Annotated in this window: 15 protein-coding genes and 1 riboswitch; of the genes, 6 read left to right on the top strand and 9 right to left on the bottom strand. The window is 70.5% G+C overall.

The annotated features are described in order from the left end of the window. Window positions 1–566 precede the first annotated feature (566 nt). From ACGFNH_RS24295 to thiC, 3 genes are all read right to left on the bottom strand, one after another. On the bottom strand, window positions 567–1,973 hold the full coding sequence (locus ACGFNH_RS24295; protein ID WP_393657010.1) for an ice-binding family protein: 1,407 nt from the start codon (window positions 1,971–1,973) through the stop codon (window positions 567–569). 435 nt (window positions 1,974–2,408) lie between these two features. Then, window positions 2,409–3,239 (bottom strand): YhjD/YihY/BrkB family envelope integrity protein, encoded by an 831-nt coding sequence (locus ACGFNH_RS24290; protein ID WP_393657008.1) that lies wholly within the window; start codon window positions 3,237–3,239, stop codon window positions 2,409–2,411. A 157-nt stretch (window positions 3,240–3,396) separates the two neighbouring features. Next, complete coding sequence (gene thiC, locus ACGFNH_RS24285; RefSeq protein ID WP_393657006.1) at window positions 3,397–5,175, bottom strand: phosphomethylpyrimidine synthase ThiC; 1,779 nt, start codon at window positions 5,173–5,175, stop codon at window positions 3,397–3,399. After that, window positions 5,168–5,324: riboswitch (TPP riboswitch) on the bottom strand. It overlaps the preceding gene by 8 nt. Window positions 5,325–5,467: 143 nt before the next feature. Here thiC and ACGFNH_RS24280 point away from each other — a divergent pair. Next, window positions 5,468–6,847, top strand: coding sequence for a YibE/F family protein (locus ACGFNH_RS24280; RefSeq protein WP_393657004.1), 1,380 nt, complete (start codon window positions 5,468–5,470; stop codon window positions 6,845–6,847). Here ACGFNH_RS24280 and ACGFNH_RS24275 read toward each other — a convergent pair. Together ACGFNH_RS24275 and ACGFNH_RS24270 are read right to left on the bottom strand one after the other, a co-directional pair. After that, a complete protein-coding gene (locus ACGFNH_RS24275; protein WP_393657002.1) occupies window positions 6,819–7,031 on the bottom strand; it encodes a DUF5326 family protein in 213 nt (70 codons plus the stop codon). The genes ACGFNH_RS24280 and ACGFNH_RS24275 overlap by 29 nt on opposite strands. 146 nt (window positions 7,032–7,177) lie before the next feature. After that, a complete protein-coding gene (locus tag ACGFNH_RS24270; protein WP_393657000.1) occupies window positions 7,178–7,495 on the bottom strand; it encodes a cupin domain-containing protein in 318 nt (105 codons plus the stop codon). 49 nt (window positions 7,496–7,544) lie between these two features. Here ACGFNH_RS24270 and ACGFNH_RS24265 point away from each other — a divergent pair, with 49 nt between their 5' ends. The 5 genes from ACGFNH_RS24265 (at window position 7,545) to ACGFNH_RS24245 (ending at window position 11,335) form a co-directional block, all read left to right on the top strand. Continuing rightward, the gene (locus ACGFNH_RS24265; protein WP_393656999.1) at window positions 7,545–7,925 is read left to right on the top strand and encodes a phage holin family protein; all 381 of its coding nucleotides are present in this window, start codon (window positions 7,545–7,547) and stop codon (window positions 7,923–7,925) included. A gap of 23 nt (window positions 7,926–7,948) precedes the next feature. Continuing rightward, window positions 7,949–8,473, top strand: a complete 525-nt coding sequence (locus ACGFNH_RS24260; protein WP_393656997.1) for a low molecular weight protein-tyrosine-phosphatase — start codon at window positions 7,949–7,951, stop codon at window positions 8,471–8,473. Next, entirely contained in the window at window positions 8,463–9,593 is a 1,131-nt protein-coding gene (locus ACGFNH_RS24255) for a cystathionine gamma-lyase (protein ID WP_393656995.1), read from the top strand. The genes ACGFNH_RS24260 and ACGFNH_RS24255 overlap by 11 nt, the downstream gene beginning before the upstream one ends. A 214-nt stretch (window positions 9,594–9,807) precedes the next feature. Then, a complete protein-coding gene (locus tag ACGFNH_RS24250; protein ID WP_393656993.1) occupies window positions 9,808–10,704 on the top strand; it encodes a LysR family transcriptional regulator in 897 nt (298 codons plus the stop codon). 151 nt (window positions 10,705–10,855) lie between these two features. Next, window positions 10,856–11,335 (top strand): NUDIX domain-containing protein, encoded by a 480-nt coding sequence (locus ACGFNH_RS24245; protein ID WP_393656991.1) that lies wholly within the window; start codon window positions 10,856–10,858, stop codon window positions 11,333–11,335. Window positions 11,336–11,398: 63 nt separating this feature from the next. Here ACGFNH_RS24245 and ACGFNH_RS24240 read toward each other — a convergent pair whose 3' ends face one another. The 4 genes from ACGFNH_RS24240 to ACGFNH_RS24225 all read right to left on the bottom strand — a co-directional run bounded on the left by ACGFNH_RS24240 (window position 11,399) and on the right by ACGFNH_RS24225 (window position 16,310). Further along, window positions 11,399–12,253: a pentapeptide repeat-containing protein gene (locus ACGFNH_RS24240; RefSeq protein ID WP_393656989.1), complete on the bottom strand. Its 855-nt coding sequence runs from the start codon at window positions 12,251–12,253 to the stop codon at window positions 11,399–11,401. A 116-nt stretch (window positions 12,254–12,369) separates the two neighbouring features. Next, on the bottom strand, window positions 12,370–13,065 hold the full coding sequence (locus ACGFNH_RS24235) for a pyridoxamine 5'-phosphate oxidase family protein (RefSeq protein WP_393657565.1): 696 nt from the start codon (window positions 13,063–13,065) through the stop codon (window positions 12,370–12,372). Between the two features lie 107 nt (window positions 13,066–13,172). Beyond that, window positions 13,173–15,209: a globin domain-containing protein gene (locus ACGFNH_RS24230; RefSeq protein ID WP_393656987.1), complete on the bottom strand. Its 2,037-nt coding sequence runs from the start codon at window positions 15,207–15,209 to the stop codon at window positions 13,173–13,175. Between the two features lie 468 nt (window positions 15,210–15,677). Then, window positions 15,678–16,310, bottom strand: a complete 633-nt coding sequence (locus ACGFNH_RS24225) for an HAD family hydrolase (RefSeq protein WP_393656985.1) — start codon at window positions 16,308–16,310, stop codon at window positions 15,678–15,680. Between the last annotated feature and the right edge of the window lie 59 nt (window positions 16,311–16,369).

The following is a 16,369-nucleotide window of genomic DNA, read 5'->3' as shown; positions in this document are numbered from 1 at the left end:
CCTGGGAGGGACCACTCTGCCCGCCGGAGGACGGTGGCGCCGGTGGTGCACCGTTCGCGCCCCCCTCTTCCCCCCGTTCACGGGGTTCCTTCACATGAACTGACTCAATGCCACCCAGCACGGCCGCACCCGGTCCTTCCCCATCCTGACTGCACGCATCTGCTTCTCCCGAGCTTCCTGCGCACATCCGCGCCCCCGCCGACATGTTCGCGGCCCCTCGTTCAGAACGGGGCTGCGTTGCGGACCGGGGTGACGAGGGGCGTCATCCGTCTTCCCCGGTGCCTGATCCGGGGCGGGCACGCGGCGGAATCCGAGAGGATCCGCCGCGTGCCGCCCATTCATCCACTGCGAGCCGTCGCGTCGGAGGGCTCGCGCCCTCGTTGGAGCCGTCGTGTCGGACCGGCCCCCATAGGAAGCGAGAGGGCTGTCCGGCTTGCTGATTCGCCACCCTGTGGCTCGCGAATCAGCAAGGCCGTCCCGGTCCCGCTGTCCGTGCGACGAGGCTCGTCATCCCTGGTGTTTCGGCCGCTCTCCGTTGTTGCCGGAGTGCTGCCGGTGTCTCTTGGTCACCAGGAGAGTTGCTTCTGCGCTTCCTCGTAGCTGTCGCGCGCTTCCTTGTCACCCTTGTCACCGTGGTGCTCACCCGCGTCGCCAGGCTTCTGGCCCTTGCCGCCGTGGTGCTCACCCTTGTCACCGGGCTTCTGGCCCTTACCGCCGTGGTGCTCACCCTCGCCGCCCGGCTTCTGACCCTTGCCGCCGTGGTGCTCACCCTCGCCACCGGGATACTGGCCATGGCCACCGCCACCGCCCGGCCGACCGTGGTGGTCACCCTGGTCACCGTGATCACGGCCATGGCGGCCGTGGTGTCGTCCGTGGTCGCCGCCGCCGTTGCCGCCGGTGATGGAACCGGTAGTCGCGCCCGTGGTCGCGCCGGTCGTGTCACCACCCGTCGTGGCACCTGTTGTGGCACCGCCCGTCGTCGCACCGGTTGTCGCACCAGTGGTGGCGCCGGTGGTCTCTCCGGTGGTGGCGCCTGTGGTCGCTCCGGTGGTGTTGCCGGCGATGGTGCCGCCGGTGGTGACCCCGCCGGTCGTGAGTCCGCCCGAGGTGACCCCGCCGTTGGTGACACCGCCGGTGGTGATGCCGCCGATCAGTCCGCCGTCGGTGCCACCCGTCGTCGTGGTGGCGCCCGTTGTTGTCGCACCCGTGGTGGCGCCGGTCGTCGCACTGCCACACTGCGGGCGAGTGATCACATTGTTGATCATCGTGACGGAACCGTTCCGTGCCAGCGCCCGGCCGTTGATGGTCGCTGCGTCGTTCAAGGTGATCGACTGCAGCGCCATGATGGTGCCCACGAACCTGGTCCCCGAGCCGATGGTGGCGGAGGTTCCGATCTGCCAGAAGACATTGCACGGCGAGGCCCCGTTGATGAGGGACACCGAGCTGCCCGTGGCCGTCGTCAGCGCCTCTGGGATCTGGAACACCCAGACGGCGTTGGGGTCGCCTTGCGCGTCCAGCGTGAGCGTGCCGGTGAGGCCCATCCCTGCGGCGGCGGGGCGGCTGTAGACGCCCGGAACGAGCGTCAGACCACCGGCGTCCGGCGGGAGGGTGCCATCCGATGCCTGACCGGCGGCGTTGTTGTAGGCAGCGACCAGGTCGGTCTGGGCATCCGCGGGGACGGTACTCGGGGGTTGGTAAATGACCCCGTTCACGATGCCGGGCGGGAAAAAGCCGGTGATCGACGTCCCGGGACTCACTCCGAGATCGCCGTTGACCACGGAGGGACCAGTGTTGGTCACCGACTGGCCACCCAGAACCGCGAATGAGGTCGCCGTACCCAGGGGGACAGCGGTCGCAATGGCGTGGGCCTGCGTCTGTACGAAGCCCACGGCGCCTGCGATCATCACGGCGACCGCCGCGAACCAGGTCGCAAGTGTGCGCCGCTTGGGCGCTCCAAAGTATTTCAGCGTCATCGAGAGGCCCACTCCTGTGAGGAAACGCGGCGAATTCTTTTCTGCGACTCGTTTCGATGCCCGGTGAATCGCTCAACTCTTGCCGTTGCAATGCTAGCCCGCCGAAAACATGCACACGGGATTCATATGGGTGAATCCTGGAGCTAATCATCAACCGCGATACAGATAATCGAATAGTTACATCGGCGAGTTGCTGTCGGAGAAATCCTGTCCCCTTCACGGGGTCGGCCGGCCAGGAATCCCAACCAATTCGGAGCATGATTCGTCAACGCTCGTTATCCGGACGCGCGTTACGTGAACCGACCGAGCTTGGTGGTACAACCGCGGCGCGAGCGGCAGGAATCCCGCGTCTCAGCACTACCTTCGCCGGGTTGGGGCGCAACGCTGACGGGACTCTCGCGATGGCCTTCGCTTTCGCGGAGTGCTTCAGCGCTCTCAACTCCGGGCGCGTTTCCATGCATGCGTGAAGCGTGGAAGCTCCTCGTGCAGCAGACGCCCGGCCAGTGCACCGCCGAATACGACGACTCCCACGCCCACCAGCCAGGACTGGAGGACAAGGACGGTTCCGAAGGGACCGTAGGTGACGGCATTGGATGCGATCAGGGGCGAGAAGATGAGCCGGGAGAAGACCCTGAGGCCGACCAGGCCGATGACGGTGGCCAACGCACCGGGCAGCAGAGCCCGCCAGCGAACCCGCCCGCCGAGCAGAATGCGCTGCGACCACCAGAACAACAGGAGAGCGCTCAGCGCTGCGGCGAACCCGCCAGTCAGGGAGCCCCGCCACAGCCTGGTGGTGGCGGAAACGAAGAGATATGCGACGAGTACACAGAGCCACAGCACGTGCCGCCACCTCGCGTACCAGCGGGCCGAGGGCAGACCCCAGACCTTCTCGTAGCCGGTCTGCACCGCCGCCCCGAAGGTCAGACCGAATACGGCGAGGGCAGCAATACCGAAGGCAGTCGTGGTCCGCAGAGCCTGGCCGGGCCGGGCGAACAGCTCCTCGACCTGCTCTTTGGAGGCCATCGATACGCCGAGCCCGTCCCCGAGCCACTGCGCGAACCCCCGCCCGCGCTCCGGATCGGCCGCGGAGACAACGAGCAGCAACGGCACCAACGTGAGGAGTCCGAGCGCAGCGAACCCCAGCGAACGCGACCCCAGTTCAAGATCTGTGGAGCGCCGCCACCCCCGGCCGACAGGCGAGTCGCGGAATGCCCGGCGCAGCCGTCCGAAAAGGGATGTGCCGGCATGTGGAGACTTCTTCGGCATGCACGTGGACTATCACGGTCGACGACGTCCCGCGGTCTCACCTGTTGTCGGAAGTTGCCCTGCGCACTGCACATGCCTCACTGGGCGGGCAGAGCAGTGTCCCCCAACCCACTTTCCGAACGCGCCTGTTGGGGGACACCGAGAAAACGCTGGAAGATCAATCCGCAATGGGCAGATAGACCCGGTTGCCCTGCGCGGCGAACTCGGCCGACTTGGCCATCATCCCCGCCGCGATCTCTTCTTCGCTGGTCCCGGCAAGATCCGGGGCGAACTGCTCGGTGATGCTTCTGCTGATCTTCATCGAGCAGAACTTCGGGCCGCACATCGAGCAGAAGTGCGCGGTCTTCGCCGGCTCCGCCGGGAGTGTCTGGTCGTGGAAGGCGCGGGCCGTGTCCGGGTCGAGGGCCAGATTGAACTGGTCCTCCCAGCGGAACTCGAACCGCGCGTCCGACAGCGCGTCGTCCCACTCCTGCGCGCCCGGGTGTCCCTTCGCCAGGTCGGCCGCGTGGGCGGCGATCTTGTACGTGATGACGCCCGTCTTCACGTCGTCCCGGTCCGGCAGCCCCAGGTGCTCCTTGGGCGTGACGTAGCAGAGCATCGCCGTGCCCCACCAGGCGATCATCGCGGCGCCGATGCCCGAGGTGATGTGGTCGTAGGCGGGGGCGACGTCGGTCGTCAGCGGGCCGAGTGTGTAGAAGGGCGCCTCCTCGCAGATGTCCTGCTGGAGGTCGATGTTCTCCTTGATCTTGTGCATCGGGACGTGGCCCGGGCCCTCGATCATCGTCTGCACACCACGGGACTTGGCGATGCGGTTCAGCTCGCCCAGCGTCTCCAGCTCCGCGAACTGCGCCTCGTCGTTGGCATCCGCGATCGAGCCTGGCCGCAGGCCGTCGCCGAGCGAGTACGTGACGTCGTAGGCGGCGAGGATGTCGCAGAGCTCCTCGAAGTGCTCGTAGAGGAACGACTCCTTGTGGTGGGCCAGGCACCACGCCGCCATGATCGAGCCGCCGCGGGAGACGATGCCGGTCTTGCGGCGGGCGGTCAGCGGGACGTACGGGAGGCGGACGCCGGCGTGGACCGTCATGTAGTCGACGCCCTGCTCGGCCTGCTCGATGACGGTGTCCTTGTAGATCTCCCAGGTCAGTTCCTCGGCCTTGCCGTCGACCTTCTCCAGCGCCTGGTAGAGGGGGACGGTGCCGATGGGGACGGGGGAGTTGCGCAGTACCCACTCGCGGGTGGTGTGGATGTTGCGGCCGGTGGAGAGGTCCATGACCGTGTCGGCGCCCCATTGGGTGGCCCAGGTCATCTTGTCCACCTCCTCCTCGATGGAGGAAGTGACCGCGGAATTGCCGATGTTGGCGTTGACCTTCACCAGGAACCGCTTGCCGATGATCATCGGCTCGATCTCCGGGTGGTTGACGTTCGCCGGGAGTACGGCGCGGCCCGCCGCGATCTCCTCGCGGACGACCTCGGGCGCGACGTTCTCGCGGAGCGCCACGTACTCCATCTCCGCCGTGATCTCGCCCCGGCGGGCGTACGCGAGCTGGGTCACGGCCCGCCCGTCGCGCCCGCGCCGGGGCAGGCGCGGGCGGCCGGGGAAGACCGCGTCCAGGTTGCGCAGGCCGCCGCGCGGCGAGGTGTGCTTGATGCCGTCGTCCTCGGGGCGCACCGGACGGCCGGCGTACTCCTCCGTGTCGCCGCGGGTGATGATCCAGTTCTCCCGCAGCGGCGCGAGGCCGCGGCGGACATCGGTTTCGACATTGGGGTCGGTGTACGGGCCGGAGGTGTCGTAGAGCGTGACGTCCTGCCCGTTGGTGAGGTGCACTCGCCGCACCGGGACCCTCAAGTCCGGGCGCGAACCGGTCACGTGGTCCTTGTGCCAGCCGATCTCGGTCGAGTCGCCGCTGGCAGGCGTGCGTGCGTCCTGAATGGTCATGAGACCTACTCCCTACGCCGGCATTACCCGGTAACAGGTTCGGCGGTCGACGCAGCGGCTTCCGTGACGGTCCCCGGCATCGGCCGGACACCCCCTACGGAGGTCAGCGCCCTCTCAGCCCGGTGCTCCGAGCTCCCGCGTGTGCAGAAAGGCGCCACCACGGTAACGGGTCGTTCCGGTACGGGAAAAGGGGGTCTCCCGGAGCGGACGTCGCGCCGGGCCCCGGACCGGTCCCGTCGTCGGGACCGACGCCGGTGCGCAGGCGCGTGCGGATGCGGATGCGGATGCGGTCATGTTGCCGTCCGACCGCGGACCGGACGGCGGGCATCACGCCGCACACCGTCCTTGCGATGATCGGGCGGTGACGCCAACGCCCGAGCCCCACTCGCACAGCCACTCCCACAGTCACGGCCCTGCCGCGCCCGTCTCCCAGCATCTGCGCAAGATCATCGCCGCGGTGCTGATCCCGTTCGCCGTGGCCGTGGTCGCCGGCCTGATCGTGCTCTGGCCGGGCGGGGTGCCCGATCACGAACGGTCCGGGGTCGGCTTCGACCGGCAGACGGAGTCCGGCCGGGTCGTGAAGGTCGAGGAGGTCGACTGCAAGGACGTCAACGTCCAGCCGCAGCAGCCCCCGTCCGCCGACGGTTCGCGGACGCAGCCCCCGGGCGGCGCGGAGAAGTCTCCCGGCACCTGCAAGCGGGCGACGGTCGAGGTGACCTCGGGCAAGGACTCGGGCCGGAGGTTCGAGGAGATCGTGCAGCCCGACGCGCCGCGTCAACTGACCACCGGGCAGGGCGTCGTGGTGGCGTACGCGCCCGGCGCCCCCCGCGAACTGCAGTACTCCGTCACCGACGTGGACCGCGGATTCCCCATGGCGCTGCTCGCGGGGATCTTCGCGCTCGCCGTCGTGCTGGTGGGCCGGATGCGGGGGCTGATGGCGCTGATCGCCCTGGCCGTCAGTTTCGCCGTCCTGTCGTTCTTCATCCTTCCGGCGATCCTGCACGGTTCGAACCCGCTGATCGTGGCCATGGTCGGCAGCAGCGCGATCATGCTGATCGCCCTCTACACCTGCCACGGCCTCAACGCACGGACGTCCGTGGCGGCCCTCGGCACGCTGGTCTCCCTGCTGCTGATCGGGCTGCTGGGTTCGGTGTTCATCGGCTGGGCTCAGCTCACCGGGAACACCTCGGACGAGACCGGGCTGATCCACGGCCTCTATCCCGGCATCGACCTCAGTGGTCTGCTGCTGGCCGGTGTCGTCATCGGCTCGCTGGGCGTCCTGGACGACGTGACGGTCACGCAGACGTCGGTGGTGTGGGAGCTGAAGCAGGCCGACGAGGCGATGACGGCGCGTCAGCTCTACCGTGCGGGCCTGCGCATCGGCCGGGACCACATCGCCTCGGTGGTGAACACGCTCGTCCTGGCGTACGCGGGCGCTGCCCTGCCGCTGCTGCTTCTGTTCTCGGTCGCGCAGAGCGATGTGGGGACCGTGGCGAACAGCGAGCTCGTCGCGGAGGAGATCGTACGGACCCTGGTCGGCAGCATCGGGCTGGTGGCGTCGGTGCCGGTGACCACGGGCCTGGCCGCGCTGGTCGTCTCCGCGGACCGGCCGGCGCCGGGGGCGGAGAGCCGCCCCCGGGCCGCTAGCGGTCGCCGGAGGAGGAAGAAGTGAACTTCCGCACCACGTAGATGAGTCCGGCGACGAGAGCGACGAGCACCAGCGCCTTGAAGAGCAGCGCGATGACGACGCCGACCACCTTGAGGATGATGCCGCCGAAGACGAGGAGCGCGAGCAAGGGCACCGCGACCCACTTCACCCACCACGGCAGACCCGCGTAGATCTCCTTGACCGCCACGTCCGTCCCCTGCTTCCGCTTCTCGCTCCCGGTCCTTCCGGAAGGGTCGTTGCTGCGTTCGATGCTAGGCGGGCGGGGAGTCCCGCGGAGGGCCGCGGGCCCCCGTCCTTCCCTGACCGGTCCCCTAGGGACAGGGAGCCCGCGTCTCAGCTCTCAGGGGGAGAGAAGACGACCAGGACGCGCAGGTCCTCGGTGATGTGGTGGAACTTGTGGGCGACGCCGGCCGGTACGAAGACGACGCTGCCGCGCGCGACCTGGGTGGTCTCCATCCCGACGGTGACCGAGGCACGGCCGCTCACCACGAAGTACACCTCGTCCTGGCGGTGCGGCTGCTGAGGGTCGGCGGACCCGGCATCGAGCGCGTACAGCCCGACCGACATGTTCCTTTCGCGAAGAAACTGAAGGTATGCACCATCGTTGGCGGCGCGCTCCGCCTCCAGTTCATCCAGCCGGAACGCCTTCATCCCTGTCCCACCCTTAAGCATCGCCGATCAGGTCTGTCACGATCTCACCATGAAGCAATTCCTCGTCAAGACGATCGCGAACGCGGCGGCCCTGGCCGTGGCCATCTGGCTGCTCAAGGACATCACGCTCACAGGCGACAACACGGGCCGCGAGGTCCTCACCCTGATACTCGTGGCCCTGCTCTTCGGGCTCGTGAACTTCTTCGTCAAGCCGGTCGTCAAGCTGCTCGCGCTCCCGCTCTACATCTTCACCCTCGGCCTGATCTCGCTGGTGATCAACGCCCTGATGCTGCTGCTCACCTCCTGGCTGGCGGGTGAGTTCGATCTCTCCTTCCATGTGGAGGGCTTCTGGACGGCAGTCCTCGGCGGCCTGATCGTCGCGATCGTGTCCTGGGCGATGCACATGGTTCTCCCGGACGACGACGACTGAACCCGGTGACGGATGATGGGCCCATGAGCCCGTCCCCCCGTCCCCCGTACCGCGTGTGCTTCGTGTGCACCGGCAACATCTGCCGCTCGCCCATGGCCGCGGCCGTCTTCCGTGCCCGCGTGGAGGAGGCCGGGCTCGACGCGCTGATCGAGGTGGACTCCGCGGGCACGGGCGGCTGGTTCGAGGGCGAGGAGGCGGACGGAAGGACCATCGAGGTCCTGCTGGGTTCCGGCTACGCCTCCGGGCACGCGGCCCGGCAGTTCCGTGAGCAGTGGTTCACCGAGCGCGATCTGGTCATCGCGCTCGACCGCGGACACCTCCGGGAGCTGCGGGCCCTGGCCCCCACCCCCGAGGACGCGGCCAAGGTGCGGCTGCTGCTGTCGTATGTCGACGACACCGGCGACGGCTCCGACGTTCCCGACCCCTACTACGGCGACCGCGAGGGCTTCGAGCACTGCCTCGCCCTCATCGAGCCCGCCGCGGAGGCGCTGCTCGACGCGGTGCGCCCGTCCCTCGGCGACCACCAGGAGGCGGCACATGACCGGTGACGGAACCCGCGTCGTACGCGCCGGCCTGCCCGAGCCCGCGGCATACGAACCGGCGCTGCCCGGCCCGGTCTTCGCCGCCCACTACCACCTGCCCGGCGACGCCGTCGGCCCGTACACCTACGGCCGCGACGGCAACCCGACCTGGACCGGGCTGGAGCGGGCCATCGGCGAGCTGGAGGCCCCCGGCGCGGACGACGTGCAGACCGTGGCGTTCCCCTCCGGCATGGGGGCGATCTCCGCCGTGCTGCTCTCCCAGGTGCGCTCCGGCGACGCGGTGGTGCTCCCCGACGACGGCTACCAGGCGCTGCCGCTGGTGCGCGAGCGCCTGGAGGCGTACGGGGTCGAGGTACGCACCGCGCCGACCGCGGGCGACGCGCAGATCGAGCGGGTACGGGGCGCGAAGCTGCTGTGGATCGAGACGCCGTCCAACCCCGGCCTGGATGTGTGCGACATCCGGCGCCTCGCGGACGCCGCGCACGCGGCGGGCGCGCTGGTCGCCGTCGACAACACCCTTGCCACTCCGCTCGGTCAGCGCCCGCTCGGCCTGGGTGCCGACTTCTCGGTGGCCAGCGGCACCAAGGCGCTGACCGGCCACGGCGATCTGCTGCTCGGCTACGTCTCATGCCGCGACCCCGAACGCGCCGCCGCCGTACGACTGTGGCGCAAGACCGCCGGTGCCGTCCCCGGCCCGATGGAGGCCTGGCTCGCCCATCGCTCGCTGGCCACCCTCCACCTGCGGGTCGACCGGCAGGCGGCGAACGCCCTCGCCCTCGCCGAGGCGCTGCGCGACCGCCCGGAGATCACCGGCCTGCGCCACCCCGGCCTGCCCTCCGATCCCGCGCATGCCCTCGCGGCGCGGCAGATGCGCGGCGGCCGGTTCGGCTGCGTGGTGTCCTTCGCCCTGCCGGACCGGGCGCACGCGGAGCGATTTCTGGCCGCCCTGCGTCTGGCCGACGACGCGACGAGCTTCGGCGGCGTACGGTCCACGGCCGAGCGGCGCGGGCGGTGGGGCGGGGACGCGGTACCGGAGGGTTTCATCCGCTTCTCGGTGGGCGTCGAGGACGCGGAGGACCTGGTCGCGGACGTGCTGCGGGCCCTGGACGAGGCGGCGGGCGCGTAGCGGGGGGAGCGTGCGGAATGCGGACGGTCGCCCCGTTTCGGGCGGCTCGAGCCTCCCCCCTCGTGGCTCGAACCGCCCCGGTTCAACGCGCAACGAACCGTTGATTCCAGGCTAGTTGACTCTGCGTCAGTGTCCAATCACAGTAGCGACACATGCCTATCGACAAATTTATAGTTGGCAGCTGTCCGCGCGCCGTCGATCATGAGGAGTGGGCATGGATCTGGCCCTGCTCCGTACCTTCGTCGCCGTGCACCGAGCCGGGTCCTTCACCCGCGCCGCCGCCCTCCTCGGGCTCTCCCAGCCCGCCGTCACGAGCCAGATCCGGTCGCTGGAACGGCAGTTGGGGCGCCCCCTCTTCCTCCGGCAGGCCCGCGGCGTCACCCCCACCACCACCGGCGACGAACTGGCCCACAAGGTCGCCCCGCACCTCGACGCCCTGCTGGAGATCACCGAAGCGGGCCTCGACGAGGGCTCCGCGGAGCGCACGCTCCATCTGGCGGGCCCGCCGGAGTTCACCGCGCAGCGTGCGCTGCCCGCGCTCACCCCGCTCATCGGCCAGGGCCTGGACCTCCGCACCGCGTTCGGCAGTGCGGAGGACACCCTCGACGGACTGGCCGCGGGCCACCACGACCTCGTGATCACCACGGCCCGTCCCCGGGGCGGGCTGCTCACTTCCACACCGCTGTGCGACGAGGAGCACGTCCTGGTCGCCTCCCCCCGGTGGGCGGCGCGGATCGGCGCGACGGGCGGGGTGCAGGTGCACGGGGCGCGGGCGCTGGACGAGTTGCCCGTGGTGGAGGTCCACGAAAGCATGCCGCTGGTCTCCCGCTACTGGGCGGCCGTCTTCGACGCCAAGCCGGCCGCCCCGGCGACAGTCGTCGCACCCGATCTGCGGGCCGTCCTCGGCTGTGCCGTCTCCGGCGTGGGACTGGCCGTACTGCCTCGCTATCTGTGCGAGGACGCGCTGGACACCGGGGAACTCGTCGCCCTCCTCGATCCGCCGGTGCCGCCGCTGCGCACCTACTTCCTGGCCGTGCGGGCCGGGACGCTGGCGCTGCCGCACCTGGCCCGGGCGTACGAATGGCTGCTGCGTGCGGCCGCGGACTGGTGACGGGGCGGCGCCTCGGGGGGCGTGGCGGTCACGGAGCACCGAGGATGCGGGGGCGCGGGGCGCGGGGCGCGGGGCGCGGGGCGCGGCGACTGCCGACACGACTTTGCCCCGCGGCGGTTTCGGCGGGCCGGACCTGGGCCACATCTTCTCCATGACCGTTCGCCCCGTGGTCAAACGCACCGCTCGCGCCATCCTGCTCGACGGCGACCAGATGATCCTTATCAAGCGGACCAAGCCCGGCTACGCGCCGTACTGGATCACGCCGGGCGGCGGCGTCGAGCCCGGGGACGCGACCGTCGTGGACGCGCTGCACCGCGAGGTCGATGAGGAGCTGGGCGCGAAAGTCACCGACGTCGTACCGGTCTTCGTCGACACCGTCGAGCACATCAGCGACGGCGGGGTGACGGGCGTCAAGGTCCAGCACTTCTTCGTCTGCCGGCTGGAGTCGATGGACCCCTCGCGGCGGCACGGCCCGGAAGTGGACGAGCCCTGCGGGCAGTACGAGATCGTGCGCATCCCGTTCACGCGGGTCGGGATCGCCTCGGTGGAGGTGGTGCCGCTGTCGCTGCGGCACTACCTGGACGGCAACATCGAGGGCGTACGCGCGTTGCACGCGCCCGACCTCGGTTGAGGTTCGCCGTCCCACCCTGCCCAAGCCATGGCCCTCACGCCCTGACGCCCCGGCGCCCTGGGATCAGCGCCAGTGAGCGGGACGGTCGAGCCCCTTGGGCAGACGGGTCGCCGCGTCCCCCCTGGCCGCATTGGCCTGGGGCTGGGTGAGGAAAAGGCTCCCGGTCAGATCGGCACCGCACAGATCGGCGTCCCTGAAGTCCGCCCCGAGGAGATCGGCACCGCGGAGATCGGCGGTGCGGAGACGGGCCGCGATGAGGAGCGCGCCGCGGAGGTCGGCTCCCCGCAGATCGGCCCTGTCGAGGCGGGCACCGACGAGATCGGCTCCCCTGCGCTTCCTGCGCGGGCCGGGGACGGTGGCCCTGACCAGTTCGCTGGCCCGCTCCAGCAGGGCGCCCACGTCCCGGCGGACGGCGGCGACGTCCAGATCCACCAGGTCCTCCGGGCTGCCGTGGGTGAGGCGTTCGGTCGTGTCGAGCGCCCGGCGCAGGTCGTCGTGGACGGGGCGGGCCTGCGGCCAGGCGAGCGCCTCGGTGAGGTAGCGGAGCAGTTCCTGGAGCTGCCGCATCACGGGGAAGACCGCGAACATCCGCCGCGCAGTCTCCGGCGCCTTCCGCCAGTCCTCCCCGCCGAAGGTGATCTTCGAGACCTTCTGGCCCGCGCCGAAGCAGTCGAAGACCGTACAGCCGGAGAAGCCCCGCTCCCGCAGGTCGGCGTGGATACCGCAGCGGAAGTCCGTTCGCAGGTGGGTACAGGGCTCACCCGCGGCCTTGTCGGCCGCGAAGTCCGCGGAGCGGGCGAAGGGAAGCGCCGCACAGCACAGCCCGAAGCAGTTCGCGCAGTCCGCCCGCAGAGCGCCGGGGGCCGTACCGTCTCCGCCGTCTCCGTGCGCGGGAGCGGCCTGGTCCTTCGGGGCCAACGTGCGTGACCTCCTGCCGTGGGACGAGACGCCCGTACGTGATCGCGGGACGTCGTCCCATTGTCCCCGACGTCCCGCACCAGCCTGTCCGCCGGAGCGAGCGGGCGGCCTCGGGTCTAGACGAACCAGCCGGTGAACGGCTGCTGCTCGGGCTCCTCGGCCCGCCGCTTCCGCGCATCGGCCAGCACCTGCTCCGCAGCCGCGACGAACGAATGACCCGGCGCCGCCTGCCGCTTCTGGGGCTCCCGCTCCTTCGCCTCGGCGGCCGCACCGAAGAAGTCGCCGCCCTTGCGCTTGACGTCGTCCGTGCCCCAGGCCCGGCGCCCGCGCTCCTGCGGCGGGATCTTCTGCAGATGCGGGATGTGCTTGGCGCAGTGGATGTACGCCTCCTCGACCGTGACTTCGACCCAGAGCTGGGCGCGGCGGCCGGGGACCGGGTCCACCGGCAGGTCCGGGTGCGCCGCGCGCATGTCGGTGTCGGGCACGATGCGGGCGCGGCCGTTGACGTGCAGACCGATCCGGTCCCGCAGGAAGTCGACCATGAGGATGCCCAGATGGGGGTTCTCCTCGATGTTGCCGAGGCTGGCGAGCACGCCGTTGCCCCGGTACTCGGGGTAGACGAGCGTCTTCTCGTCCACGACCTGGAGGAAGCCGGGCGGGCCGGCGCGGAAGGTGGAGTCGCACTCGCCGTGCCGGTCGGCCGTGGCGAGGAAGAACATCTCCTGGCGCCCGACGAACTCCCGCATCCGGTCGTTCAGCCGGTCGAGCACCTGCTCCTCGTAGAAGCGGTCCGCTCGTCGGCTGGTGTCCATCCGCTCCTGGAGCGCGTGTTCGCCGTCGCTGCCCGGTCGTACGGCGGTACGCACCGTGACCGGAGTCGGGCCGTCGCCGACTGGTTCCGCCCCCACCAGAATCCTCCCTATGCGCCCTGACCGGGCGCGGACGCGACCAGCTCTTCTATGGAGTCGTGACGGATCCGGTGGGGCGGAATGCCGATCCCGACAAGGGTGTCGATGCCGTTGCGGACCATCCCGGCAGGTCCGGAGAGATAGGCGTCGTAGGTGTCCCAGGGGCCGAACTGGCGCACCACCTCGGGCAGCGGGCCGCTCAGAACCCCGGCCGGGGCACGGCCGTCGGCGACGACCGGGCGGACGCGGAGCCACGGGTGCGTCTGCTCGAGCCGCTGCATGGTGTCGATGTCGTACAGGTCGTGGTCGCTGCGCGCGCCGTAGAAGACGTCGACCGCGCGCTTGCGGCCGTGCTCGGCAACGTCCTCGACGAGCGCCTTGATGGGCGCGATCCCGGTGCCGCCGCCCAGGCACAGCAGACCGTTGTCGTTGTTGTGGTCGACGGTCATGGATCCGACGGGCGGACCGAGGCGGATGACGTCGCCGGGACGTGCGCGGTGGACGAGGGCGTTGGAGACCCAGCCCGCCGGGACCGCCCTGATGTGGAAGGAGAGCAGGCCGTCGGGGCGGGGCGCGGAGGAGAAGGAGAAGTGGCGCCAGACGCGCGGCCACCACGGGGTCTCCAGCGTCGTGTACTGGCCGGCGCGGAAGGCGTAGGGCTGGCTCGGCCGCACCGTGATGACCGCGATGTCGGAGGTGCGCAGGTCGTGGGAGACGACCTCGGCGTCCCACCAGGCGGGGGCGGTGCGCTCGTCCACCGCCGCGGCGTCGATCATGATCTGGGAGATCGCGGTGTAGGCGCGCACCCAGGCGGCCTCCGTCTCCGCGTCCCAGCTCTTCGTGGCGTAGCGCCCGAGCGCGAGGAGCAGGCACTCGCCGACGGCCGGGTAGTGCTCGGGCTGCGTGCCGTACTTCCGGTGGCCGCGGCCGAGACCGACGAGGTACTCGGTGAGCGTTCCGGCGTCGTCGACATGCTCGGCGGCGGTGAGCAGCGCGCGGAACAGCCGGTCGCGCTGGGTGTCCATGGCGGCGGGGAAGAGCTCGCGCAGATCGGGATGGCGGACGAAGAGCATCGCGTAGAAGTACGAGGTGACCTTGTCCGCCACGGGGTCGATCTCGGCCATGGTGCGGCGGATGAGAATCGCGTCGGGCGAAGGGGACCCGCTGTCCGTGTCTGCGGTGGCCCGGGCGCCGGCGGTGTCGGCGACCGTGCTGTCGGCGACGGCGGCGGCGTTCGTGCCGGGGCCGGGGGTCGCGGTGGGCGGGACGGCGGTTCCGGTGGCGGGGGTCCCGGCACTCGGGGTCCCGGCGTCCGGGGTCCCGGTGCGGTCCCGTCCGGCGTCCGCGGGCGGAGCGGTCGGGCGGTCGCTGCCCGGCCCGGGGCCCGGCGCGGGCTGCGGGACCGACTGGGGAGCGGGGGCCTGCGGGGGGACGGGCGCCTGCGGGGCCGCCTGTGCGGGTGCCTGTGGTGCGGACGAGCCGCCGAAGAAGGAGAAGCCCCCCGAGCGGTTGTCCGGCTGCGCGGAATCGTTCCGCCTGGACTCGGCCGGTCCGGCTCCCGCGGGCCCTGCCCCGTTCTGCCCCGGCACGGGCCCGGATCCGGGTCTCGGCCCGTAGAACGAGGAGGCGGGAGCGGTCTCCGCCGGGCGAGGGCCGTCATGGGTGGGCCCCTGGGGCACGGGATAAGGCGGCGGGGTGGCGAAGTACGAGCTGTGGGGCGGCTCTCCGGGTACCGGACCGCCGTTCCGCCCCGGCTCGGCGCCGTTCTGTCCTGGTTCCCCGTCGGATGTCCGCTGGTGTTCGTCCGCCCGCTGCCGCCCCGGGTACGCGCCCTGCGCGGTGTGCGGAGCCGGTTCCGGGCGACGGTCCGTGCCGGGCGTGCCCACCGGCCGTATCGCGCTCACCGGGCGGCTGGGTATCCGGTCTTCCCCCTGCTCCTGGTCCCCGCCCTCGGGAGCACTCTGCTTCCGACTCGGGGTCGGGGTGAACCAGCCCCTGTCGCCGCCGGAGCCATTGTTGTCGGCCGGCGTCGTGGTCGGAGCATCCATGGTCTGCCTCGCCTCGAACGTCTTTCGGTCGTCATTCCGTCGGTCTTGGCCGGTCATTGCACTTGCGGGCACTTCCGAACTCGGAATGTGCCGGCAAATTCACCGCTCCTTCTGGATCACTGCCTCACGAGTGTTGACCACAGGCACCAACCTCAGCAAGACCCCATGAAGCGGACAGAGGCCCCGTGCAGTGACATTGGCCGCGACTTCCCTCCCGTGCAGCGTGCCACCCCCACCCTCTCCGGCGGACAAAATGCCGGAAGTCCGGGCAACGGCGGCCCCGTTCCCGTTAGGCTGTCGCTTCCCCACGCCTTGTTGTCGCACGGCCTCACGGCAGAACCGGACTCGACCATACCGGGCCAGGTTGAATCCACAAGCCCCGATCTCGCGCCCCGACGAAATCGGTTGCGCACCCGGTGATCTCGCCCACATTCCACTGAATTCTCTTGTCACCTGACGAGTAGTGAATTACCCGCGGTTACGCAACAGTTCGTACGCCTCGCGCAGATCCCGCCCCGTGTACGCATACGAGGCGAGCCCGCTGACATGGTGGTCCGCGTTCACGGCGACCGACGACGGCAGCGCCGCGAACAGCTCCGCGTCCGACATCGAGTCGCCGTAGGCCACGCAGTCCGCGCGGCGCACACCGAACCGCTCGCACAACGCGTCGGCGACGGTCACTTTCGCGCCCGCGGACAGGATCCCCGCGGGATCGACCGGCTCGCGGAACGGCACCGCCGGGAAGCGCGACCCGTGCGTGGCGTGTGCGCCCCAGTCCCTCAGCCGGTCGACGAAGAAGCCGGGCGACAGCGAGATCACCGCGCAGTAGTCCCCGCCCGCGCGGATGTCCGCCCACACCTCGCGGATGCCCGAGAGCCACGGCGCACCCTCGAAGGCCGCCGTCACATGCGCCTCCGTGAGATCCGCCCACAACTCGCGCACGCGCAGCGCGAATTCCGGCGGTTCGATCCGCCGGGTCGCGAAGTCGCGCTCGAGTGCCGCGATCTCCTCGGCCAGGCCGAGCTGCCGGGATATCTCGACGGGGGCGGCCGAGCCGTACAGCAGCGTGCCGTCGAGGTCGAAGAGGTGGAGGCGGGGCATGCGGCGAGCCTAGGGGAGCGGCCGGACGGCGGGCGAGGTCGGGCATCGCCGCCGGGCAG

The organism is Streptomyces sp. NPDC048639, assembly GCF_043199075.1.
Taxonomy (GTDB): domain Bacteria; phylum Actinomycetota; class Actinomycetes; order Streptomycetales; family Streptomycetaceae; genus Streptomyces.
This window is presented reverse-complemented; position numbering and strand designations above follow the sequence as displayed.